We start from the raw sequence: 10,806 nt of genomic DNA, 5'->3' as shown, positions 1-10,806 counted from the left end.
CGACTACAACTCCAAAAGCACAAATAACCCCAACCGCTACTCCGACTCCGACTACAACTCCAAAAGCACAAATAACCCCAACCGCTACTCCGACTCCGACTACAACTCCAAAAGCACAAATAACCCCAACCGCTACTCCGACTCCGACTACAACTCCAACAGCACAAATAACTCCTACTCCTACTGCGACTACAACAGCTACAACAACTTCCTCAACTACTCCTATAAACAAAGAATCGCGTTTAGTTGTAATTGGAAACTCTGATTTCATTACTGATGGTTTATTTCAGCAGGGACTTAACGGGGATGTTTTTCTTAACTCTGTTACCTGGTTAAGTCAGCAAGACCAGCAACCTCTCTCAATTCGACCAAAAGAACCTAAAAATCGTCGAATTAACCTTTCAACTGCTCAGACATTGCTTTTGCGATGGTCTACTCTGTTTATATTGCCTTTCATCGGCTTTGTGGGAGCTGGTTTACTTTGGTGGCAACGACGCTAAATAATAAATCATGAAATTACAGCGAACAACTTTAATTTTGTTATTGCTTGCTTTTGGGTTAGGTGGTTTTGTTTACTTCTACGAAATTAAGGGTGCTTCGGTGCGCGACAGTGCAAGCGAGACAAAACAACCTATATTTGGTAATTTCGTTGCTGATGACATACAGTCTCTAACGATTAAAACAAATAGCGGCGATATCATTATTGAACGTAGCACTAACTCTGAACCTCCTAAATGGCTACTTAAGGCGCCTCAAACAGCACCAGCATCAGATGCATCCGTATCATATTTGACTGACTTACTAGTAAAAGGGGTTCAAAATCGAATTATTCCAAGTGAAGCAAACCAATTAAGCCAATTCGGTTTAGACCAACCTCAAGCAAGCATTGAAATCAAGCTCAAAAATCAAAAAACCCATCGGCTAATTATAGGAAAGCCTGATTTTAATAACAGTTTCTTATATGCTCAAGCTGACCCTAGCATAAACAAAGATGGTAAAACCAATGTACTGTTAGTATCAAAGGATTTTCAGAACGCAGTTAACCGTGAAATCTCAGAATGGCAACAAAATTCTCAGTCATCATCTCCAATACCATTGCCAACTTTTATACCTCCATCTGCCAGCCCTAAGAATTAAGCAGCTAGTAGGTGATATTGAATTATGAATTTTCTATGAATTTTCTATGAATTTTCTATGAATTTTCCTCTTTTTTAAAATTAGGAGAACTCGGAACTGAAAATGATAGCGAATCTGTCAATTTTTGCCTTAAATGTGCATCATCAAGAACTTTAGCATTTGATAAATTTATTAACAAATTTATGATTTGTTTATTCTTCTTGTGAAATTTTAATAATTCTAAGTAGGCAAATGGTACAGTAATTGGCCAGAGAATAGTGGCTATGACTAAGATTATACTTGAGAGCCAGCGCATTTGCGGACTCATATCTTGATCTTCTAGAAAGAAATCAAGCCACTTTGTAAAAAATAAACCTGCTAGTAGTAGATAAAATATTAGTATCAAATTAAACATGAGTTCAAATACAGTAATGAATAAACTGTGGTAGATACAGCATTGGCATCTTCCTTAACATTAACTTCAAATATTTGAAAATCTAATCGTACAAGCGTTAACCCAATTTTCACTTAGGCAATTACAGTCTTTTATTATACTAGCACATCAGAAATTTTGAATTAGAATGACAAGATACATGTTCAATTGTAAACGTCTTTTTCCAATTTAACAGGTGCCAGCATAGTGTAGAGACATTACACTATTATTCAACAGTAATTAGTAAAAATAATTACCTCTTGGGAAATAAAATAATCCGTTCATTTTGTGTATAAGTAAAATACATAGATGTAGAGACGCGCAGAGCGGAGTGTGCCGCAGGTAAATTTTCCTACCATAAGTGGATATCCTTCGGATAACGGAGAAGCTTCGCTTGCGCGTCTCTACACGCAAGGATTTCACAACTGATTTAGGATTGCTGTATAATCACCAAATTGTAGAATTGGTCTGACGTAATTTTTAAGTAAATACTCGTATCAAAAATCAGATAATATTTTTTTATTTGAACTTTACTTGAATTTAATTACGTAATTGTACTGAATTTAAAATTTGAATTTAGCATTTCGCTAATTCCAAAACTCAGTTTTTTATTTATATAGAACTTTTGAACTATAAAGTCATAATATTTTAGATGTGCTTAGATGTGCATGACTGTGATTAGATATATTAAAATGAGATTAAGAAATGTAACATAAACATAAATAACTAAAATACTAATCGAAATGAGCCAAACAGCTTTGAATTTGGTTGCGATATCCGTTTTTTTGATGACGGTATCTATACTGCTGGGACCATTGGTACACTTGTCGCCAGCATTTCCGGCAGTTGCTACATTTGCAATTTTGGGTATAGCAACACTTGACAGTTTTGCGTTAGAGGGCAAAGGTGGAAATGTTATTTTAGACTGGATTGCTGGTTTTTCTCCAGCACATCGAGAACGAATCGTGCATCATGAAGCGGGGCATTTCTTGGTGGCTTATAAGTTAGGTATCCCAGTTGTTAGCTATACTCTTAGTGCCTGGGAAGCTTTGAAGCAGGGGCAAGCTGGACTTGGAGGAGTAAGTTTTGATGATGAAAGACTTACATCTGAACTAAGTCAAGGTCAAATTTCGGCAACTATGTTAGACCGTTATTGTACAGTCTGGATGGCGGGTATTGCAGCAGAAACCTTGATTTACAATAACACTACTGGTGGCGCCGACGATAAAACAAAGTTAGTAACACTATTAAAAAGCTTAGGTTTTTCAGAATCTATATTCAACCAAAAGCAAAGATTTTGTGCTTTGCAAGCAAAAACCCTTCTTCAAGAAAATTGGTCAGCATACGAAGCATTAGTAGCTGCCATGAAACAACGGGCGCCAGTAGAAAAATGTACCGAAGTCATAATTAGTGCTGAGTGCTGAACACTCAGCACTCAGCACTCAGCACTTTTTACTCTAAGAAGAAACTGCGTGTAAATGAGTTCTAGAAACTTGATCGCTACTAACTACCCTGTTACGTCCAGATGCTTTAGCATGTAACAAACGTTGGTCGGCACGATACAGTAAACTAGTGCCTTTTACGTCATCTGAAGCATCTAAACTAGCGATTCCAAGACTAATGGTAACATTGATAGATAAAGTATTACTAACCGCGAATGGCTCATCGCTAATTATACGGTTTAAGCGTTTTGCCACTACGAGCGCTTCCTCACAAGTGGTATCGCCTAAAATAATTACGAACTCCTCACCACCATATCGAAAGGGCACGTCTTGAAACCGCAAGTTATGCTTGATTCGTGTACATAATAACTGTAATAGTCGGTCGCCAACTAAATGTCCATGTGTATCGTTGACTTTCTTGAAGTAATCAACGTCAAGAATAATCAAGCTTAAGGGTAAATTTTGCGAACGCGCTTTTTGAATTTGTTTCGGTAAATCCCATTCTAAGGCACGACGGTTATTTAATTCAGTTAGTGCATCAGATAGTGCAATTGCACTAAGTAAGTCATTGGTGCGAATCAGATCACGGTACTTTTGAGCTTTTCGCAAACCTACTGTTAATTGAGCTATTAGTAGGCGTTCTTTAGCTATAGATTTAATCAAGTTATCGCCAAGACTATATTCTGGAAGCCACCACATGTAGGCATCGGCACCTTGTCGCAAAGCAGCTGAAACCATTTCAACTTCCCACAATTCATCTTGCTCAAGCTTGTCCGAGAGAATATGCGAACGGTCTTCTAACAAAATACAGTAGATCCACGATAACTTCGTCTGCTCCTTTAGCCAACAGCATAATTCCAAACTGCCATCCGCACTAGCTTGTACTAGGATGACATCAGGCGGCGCAATCTGAACTCTGGACACCGCCTGATTTAAATTGGCGATAACCTCGATGCTAAAAGCGGTTGTATCACGGATCTGATCTGGAAGCGTTTTAAAAAATATTTCAGTTCCATAGATCAGAATGGATATATTCATTGGTTTGCTTTCTGCCCTATTTCAACTAGTACCAGGTATATCCTCTATAAATCTATCAACGTTCGCTAAAAATACTAAATAGAACAGTATTTTTAGTGAGGGGTGTTACCCCACGCAAAATGTCCTGATAACGGTTAACATAACGTCTATTCAAGACTCATCACCTCTTAATTAATAAACTGGCTATAACTTTTGAGTTAAATCTTATGCTACTTACTGTCGGCTTTTACGTATTTTTTTTAAACAGTAGAAATACTGAATAATCTTTTGCAGTATAAACGTATTACTGTATTTTCCAGAAGTTACGTAAGTTAGCTTAGTCATAGAAAGGCTGTTTTATTGTTTCATGCGTAATTTTATATCAAAATATTAGTTTGCAATTAGCTATTGTACTTAGTTTTATTAAAATAGCCAATAGTTACTAAGTAAAAACCGAAATTTATTTAAGACCACACAGGTGAATAGCATTTGATCAAAAAAACGCTATTCGTTAACTAATGTTAGCGCTGACTATAGCTTTCCAGATTTACTATAAAAAAGGTAAATTGAAAGTTTTTATGCGAAGAATGCGTATCAGCATATTCAATCAAGAAAGACTTGTTCTCAATTCAAGTGAGAACAAGCTTAATACAACATATTACTAGTTATTACCTATTTCAGACAAATTTACTGGTAGCCTTCTATGGTGTAACCGGCGGCAACAATAGCTTGCTTGATTGATTCTTCCGACGCGCTAGATTCGATTGTTACGGTTTTCGCGTTGACATCAACATCTACTTTTGCGTCGGGTTCAACGACGTGAACCGCCTCAGAGATTGTTTCGGTACAATCATTACAAGAAATATCGGGGACGTTTAACTTTAGCGCCATTATTTATTCCTTTATGCTTAATGGTTGAATAACTGAAGAGCGTTGCTGTTGGTTGGCGCCCTACGACGTAACCGAACCAACTTTTACTCTTAAATAGACAGCAGGATACAGTAGTAGAGAGTCTATCACTGACTAACTATCCAACGATTAACAGTTATTGGTTTTTCTCACACCATATTAATAGAGCAAGCTTAACCTAATCATCCTACTAAAGTAAGGTTGTTGTGACAGTAAGGAATAGTTGCACAATACAACGTGTAACGGCGCCGAAAATAGCTACAACCAATAACAAAATGTCAAAATATAAGAATGTACTTATGTGATTACACTCCTAGAGTTCATCGAAAGATAAATTCTGGCTACAAGAATGCCATTTTTGCTGGCAGAAAAGGCATTGAGTGCGGCATACTTCTTGATAAATGGGCAATTAAGCCCAGTTCCTCAGTCCAAGCCTTATATTAAATAAACTCCCATGTCTTTTAATCCTCAGTACCTTAGTGGTAGCGACATTCGCACCAAATTTCTAGACTTCTACGCAAACAGAGAACACACCCCAATTCCAAGTGCTTCTCTCGTGCCAGAAGACCCCACGGTACTGCTGACTATCGCGGGGATGCTTCCATTTAAACCGATATTTCTAGGGCAGCGCACTCCTGAATTTAAGCGCGCGACAACTTCGCAAAAGTGTATTCGTACCAACGATATAGAAAACGTAGGTGTTACGAAGCGTCACCACACGTTCTTTGAAATGTTGGGTAATTTTAGTTTTGGTGATTATTTCAAAGAACAGGCAATTGCTTGGGGTTGGGAAATTTCTACAAAAGTATTTGGTTTACCTCCCGAACACTTAGTTGTCAGCGTATTTGAGGAAGATGACGAAGCGTTTGCAATTTGGCGTGACCAAATAGGTGTAACACCCAAACGTATTATACGGATGGGCGCCGACGATAACTTTTGGAATTCAGGCCCCACAGGGCCATGTGGACCATGTTCAGAAATTTACTATGATTTCCATCCCGAACGTGGTAATGACAATATAGATTTAGAAGATGACACCCGGTTTATCGAGTTTTACAACCTGGTGTTCATGCAATATAACCGCGATGCTGAAGATAATTTAACACCGCTAGCCAATAAGAATATAGATACAGGGATGGGTTTGGAGAGAATGGCGCAAATTCTCCAACAAGTACCCAACAACTACGAAACCGATTTAATCTTCCCAATTATTAAAACTGCGGCAGATATTGCAGGAATAGATTATAGTACTGCCGACGAAAAAACCAAAGTCTCGCTAAAAGTTATCGGCGACCATGTGCGCGCGGTTGTGCATATGATAGCCGATGAAATTCGCGCTTCCAACACTGGACGTGGCTATATATTACGGCGCCTCATCCGTCGTGTAGTGCGTCACGGTAGATTAATTGGTATATCTGGAGAATTTACTACCCAAGTAGCAGAAACTGCAATTGCTCTTTCTGATAATGCTTACCCAGGAGTACGTAAGCGCGAAGATGCCATAAAATCAGAGTTACAGCGCGAAGAATCACAGTTCCTCAAAACCCTTGGAAACGGCGAAAAACTTCTTGATAAAATTATCGCTGACCTCAAGCAACTTCAAGGAACCGTTATTAGCGGGAAAAATGCCTTCGATCTCTACGACACTCATGGCTTTCCACTTGAACTTACCCAAGAAATAGCTGCAGAAAATAACCTCACAGTTGATGAGGCAGAATTCCTTTATGAGATGGAGGAACAGAAAAAACGCGGACGTGAAGCACACGAAACTATTGATTTAACAGTACAAGGTACTATCGACAAGTTAGCAGAGAGTATTAATGTTACAGATTTTGTTGGTTATACCGAACCTTCTTCAACAGCAAAAATCGAAGCAATATTAATAGATGGTGTTGCCAATGAAGAAGCAGAAGCTGGCACCGAAGTGCAAATCCTTCTTAGCAAAACCCCATTCTATGCTGAATCAGGTGGACAAATAGGCGACCGAGGTTATATCACAGGTGACGGTATAGTTGTTCGTATCGAAGATGTTAAAAAAGAATCAGACTTTTTCGTTCATATAGGAAAAGTCGAACGTGGTACAATTCGAGTCGGTGATACAGTAACCGCTCAAATCGACCGTGCATGTCGGCGCCGCGCCCAAGCAAATCATACAGCAACACACTTACTGCAAGCTGCATTGAAAAAAATAGTCGATGACAGCATATCTCAAGCAGGTTCGCTAGTATCTTTCGATAGATTACGCTTTGACTTTAACTGTCCACGCGCGTTAACACCCGAAGAAGTGCAACAAGTCGAAGAACAAGTAAATAACTGGATATCTGAAGCACATCCTGCCAAAGTTGAGGTATTACCCTTAGAGTCAGCAAAAGCAAAAGGCGCTACAGCAATGTTTGGCGAAAAATACGGCGAAGAAGTTCGAGTTATCGACTTCACAGGCGTTTCAATGGAATTATGTGGTGGTACACATGTTAGTAATACTGCGGAAATCGGTGTATTCAAAATTATTTCTGAGACGGGTATATCTTCCGGTGTGCGTCGTATCGAAGCAGTTTCTGGTGCAGCAATATTAGATTACTTAAACGTGCGCGATAAAGTTGTTAAAGACTTAAGCGACAGGTTCAAAGTAAAACCCGAAGAAGTACCCGACCGTATTACTGCGTTACAAAATGAAATCAAAGCAGCACAAAAAGAACTTGGAAGTTTAAAAGGACAACTCGCAATTGCAAAATCTGATAGTTTGTTAGCTAACGCCGAAACTATTGGTAACTTCAAAGTACTAGTCGCGCGTATTGATGACGTAGATGCAGCTTCCTTACAAACTGCTGGTGAAAGATTACAGCAAAAACTCGGCGCCAATGCTGCTGTAGTATTAGGTTCAGTTTCCGAAGAAGGTAAAGTTACTTTGGTTGCTGCTTTTGGTAGTGATGTTAATAAGAAAGGCGCCCAGGCTGGTAAATTTATTGGCAACATCGCAAAAATTTGTGGTGGAGGAGGAGGTGGAAGACCAAACCTCGCTCAAGCAGGTGGACGCGATGCGAGTAAGTTAGCTGAAGCTTTGGAAAAAGCAAAAAGTGAATTAAAAGCTAATTTAAGTTAATTTCTTGTAGGGTAGGCATCTTGCCTGCCCATTCTACAAAAGTATTAATGTAGGGTGTGTGACGCTACCAAAAATCATCAAGCTTTACCAAAAATTATCTAGCGTCACGCACCATCAATATGAATAAGCAAATCTAAGGTCACGACGGCAAACATAACAAATTTAAATTTTAATAGATTTACTTACGTGGTTGGTGCCGATAGAGAAATAGTAAATGAGATAATTGGATGGGTAACAAAATCTATAGAATATACAACCAATTCTTTGGAGGTAATGTAGATAGAACTAAAGGTACAAAATTCGGGCTTTCTATGCCCGCTCCACAAGAGTTATTTGATGAATGATAATAATTGGTAAATTAACTGAGATAAGCCAGTCAACACAACACCAAAAAGACCTAATAGTAAAGCAAAAAACGTGACTAGTAAATGGTTATTTGCTAAGTTAAATCCTAAAATTGGCGCCGATGGGAAGATTGGTAGTAACAATAGTACGAGCGCTAATGTTACGCCGACAATTATATATAAATGTTTTTCAAAAATAAATTGTTTGTATTGAGTATAAACTAAACTCCCTAAAATTATTATCGCTATTCCTACACCAAATCTACCTAATAAATTATTAAGAAATACTGCTAATATTCCAATTTCAAAACCTGTTAAGAATGGTGCAATTAACCAATCTAAATTGGAAAAATCTTGTTGTTCAACAGGTGCTTTCTGTTTTAAAGCATCAAGGACATCTTTGGCCGACTGAAATCTGTCTATTGGTTTTTCCCTCAGCATCCGCTCTAAAATCCTGGCATTCCTTTCGCTGATATTCACTTCTCGGCGCCAGTTCCAAGTGCCAGTGTAAGCGTCGATAAAGCTTGTCGGTGGTTTCCCAGTTAGTAACAACAAGCAAGTAGCAGCAAGAGCATATAAATCAGATGAGGGAAAAATCGCGCGTCCATCAAGTTGTTCTGGTGGGGCAAAACCGGGTGTGTAAATATTGGTTATGGATACCGAAGACACATCAAGTGTTGACTGAGTATCTTGCCCCCTCCCTGTTGCTACTACCTGTTTAACTGCACCAAAATCTACAAGAAATAACCGACCATCGCGCGAGCGCATAATATTAGACGGTTTGATATCACGATGAATAGAGTTATTGTTGTGAGCAAAATCTAATATGTGTAAGATAGCTTCCAGCACAACAATAACTTCTGCCTCAGTAAATTTAGTTTTACTGGACAATTCTTGCTCTAGGTTTTCACCGTCAATATATTGCTGTACTAAGTAAAATAACTCAATAGGTTCTTCTACTTGCAATTTAAAACGCTTAGGCTGTATGGCAAAAAATGCAAACAAATCTGGAATCTGCGGGTGGGCGCCTAATTTTTCCAAAGCTTCAGCTTCACGATGAAATAGCTGTGTTACCTTTGTTATCTGTTCTGGCTTTAAGCTCGCTGATGGTTGCAACTGCTTGACCACACCAAAGCGCATCCCCGGAGTTCGACGGTCGCAACTCAAAAAAGCGGCGCCGAACCCACCTTGCCTTAACTTCTTTATTGGTATATAACGCCCATCTAAAATTAGCGGCATTCCGCAAGTAATGCAGTACTGCTGCAAAATATTCTTGAGAACAGAAGGGTTATCTAATTCAGGAAAAGAGTTTATTGGTTTTGGGCAGCTAGGTCGAGTGCAACAAATATCCATATCCTCGCTTCAGCTTTTATGGTGTGTAACTATATACCGCTCCTACTGAATAATCTATTCGTAAAGATAATTCAGAACAATATTTAAGACGTTCGGAACCCAGCATAGATACTCATAATGTTACATTTATTAATATAAATTAAGGAAGGGGAGTTAACGTACTCCCCTCTCCTAGAAGGATACTGCTGGCGAATGATAGGTTTGACCCCTCAGTATCACGATTTTGCGTCATTTCCGGAAATGTAGAGACCTTACATGTTCGGTCTCTACACGCCTGTTTTCATGAAATGATGGGTACTACCCCCTATTCGCCAGCGGTATCCTAGAAGGAGAGAGGTTAGGGGAGAGGTTTTAATCTTTCACTAATTTAAAGTAATAGTCGGAGTTAGGTTTTGAAGGGTCAGGCGCCGTTACTTGTACCAGCTTGACTCGATCTACAGGGGTGCTGGTGAGGTCGCAGTTAAATTTTAGAGTTTCACCTGATGCTGCGGTAGCTTTAAAATCATTTTTACAAATTTCTTCTTGGATAGCTTCGCGGTCTACATTACGGTTTTGCGCTTGGACACGTTTGAGCGCTTCGATGAAAATTTGCGCTGCGTCGTATGAAGTTGCTGTTTGCCAAGCTAAGTCTATTCTTCCACCCCAAAGCGATAAGGCATCTTGGTAAAATTTGTCTTGCTCAGTAACTTGTGTCGCAACTGCCATTACCATACCTTCGGCTTTTTCTCTTTGAGATAGAGTAATACCTCTATATAAGTTACTAATATCACCTATTAGGTGTACACGTTGAGTAGCATCTTTGGTACTAGGCATTGCGGAAATAACGTTTAAAGCACTCTCTCTGGAGTTGAAGTTGGGTATTACTAATATAGCTTGGGCGCCTTTCTGAATTACTGAGTCTAGTTTTTGCTTGTCAAAAAACTTGTCGTTGAGCGTAGATATATCTATACTTTCAACAACTTCTGTTCCTTGCGATTTGTCTTCAAAAAATTTCATGAAATCTCTTCGTAAATCTTGGCTGTAAGTGATTTCTTTAGAAGAATCATAAAAAATCGCCACTTTTTTAACTTTTAGGTTCTGCTCCACATATTG

The 10,806-nt window shown here is 38.9% G+C and carries 7 protein-coding genes and 1 pseudogene; 4 read left to right on the top strand and 4 right to left on the bottom strand.

Annotation, left to right across the window (positions count from 1 at the left end):
* The 3 genes and pseudogenes from AC2JBO_RS38010 to AC2JBO_RS38000 form a co-directional block, all read left to right on the top strand.
* Window positions 1-500 (top strand): annotated as a pseudogene (locus AC2JBO_RS38010) (ABC transporter); the annotation flags it as partial.
* A gap of 10 nt (window positions 501-510) precedes the next feature.
* The gene (locus AC2JBO_RS38005; protein ID WP_496958817.1) at window positions 511-1,137 is read left to right on the top strand and encodes a DUF4340 domain-containing protein; all 627 of its coding nucleotides are present in this window, start codon (window positions 511-513) and stop codon (window positions 1,135-1,137) included.
* A gap of 1,155 nt (window positions 1,138-2,292) precedes the next feature.
* Complete coding sequence (locus AC2JBO_RS38000; RefSeq protein ID WP_496958816.1) at window positions 2,293-2,973, top strand: M41 family metallopeptidase; 681 nt, start codon at window positions 2,293-2,295, stop codon at window positions 2,971-2,973.
* Between the two features lie 33 nt (window positions 2,974-3,006).
* Here the strand turns inward: AC2JBO_RS38000 and AC2JBO_RS37995 are convergent, their stop codons facing one another.
* Together AC2JBO_RS37995 and AC2JBO_RS37990 are read right to left on the bottom strand one after the other, a co-directional pair.
* Window positions 3,007-4,029, bottom strand: coding sequence for a diguanylate cyclase (locus AC2JBO_RS37995; RefSeq protein ID WP_496958815.1), 1,023 nt, complete (start codon window positions 4,027-4,029; stop codon window positions 3,007-3,009).
* A 666-nt stretch (window positions 4,030-4,695) separates the two neighbouring features.
* The gene (locus tag AC2JBO_RS37990) at window positions 4,696-4,899 is read right to left on the bottom strand and encodes a heavy-metal-associated domain-containing protein (protein ID WP_496958814.1); all 204 of its coding nucleotides are present in this window, start codon (window positions 4,897-4,899) and stop codon (window positions 4,696-4,698) included.
* Between the two features lie 472 nt (window positions 4,900-5,371).
* On the opposite strand from AC2JBO_RS37990, the gene alaS reads away from it, so the two are divergent.
* The gene (gene alaS / locus AC2JBO_RS37985) at window positions 5,372-8,017 is read left to right on the top strand and encodes an alanine--tRNA ligase (protein WP_496958813.1); all 2,646 of its coding nucleotides are present in this window, start codon (window positions 5,372-5,374) and stop codon (window positions 8,015-8,017) included.
* A gap of 329 nt (window positions 8,018-8,346) precedes the next feature.
* Here alaS and AC2JBO_RS37980 read toward each other — a convergent pair whose 3' ends face one another.
* Both AC2JBO_RS37980 and AC2JBO_RS37975 read right to left on the bottom strand, forming a co-directional pair.
* Window positions 8,347-9,714, bottom strand: a complete 1,368-nt coding sequence (locus AC2JBO_RS37980; protein WP_496958812.1) for a protein kinase domain-containing protein — start codon at window positions 9,712-9,714, stop codon at window positions 8,347-8,349.
* A 351-nt stretch (window positions 9,715-10,065) separates the two neighbouring features.
* Window positions 10,066-10,806, bottom strand: a 741-nt coding sequence (locus tag AC2JBO_RS37975) for an ABC transporter substrate-binding protein (protein WP_496958811.1), incomplete at its 5' end; no start/stop codon positions are given.

The organism is Calothrix sp. CBUCES-K 9914 (assembly GCF_059640475.1).
Note: the sequence above shows the minus strand (reverse complement) of the source record. Positions and strands in the feature narration are given on the sequence as shown.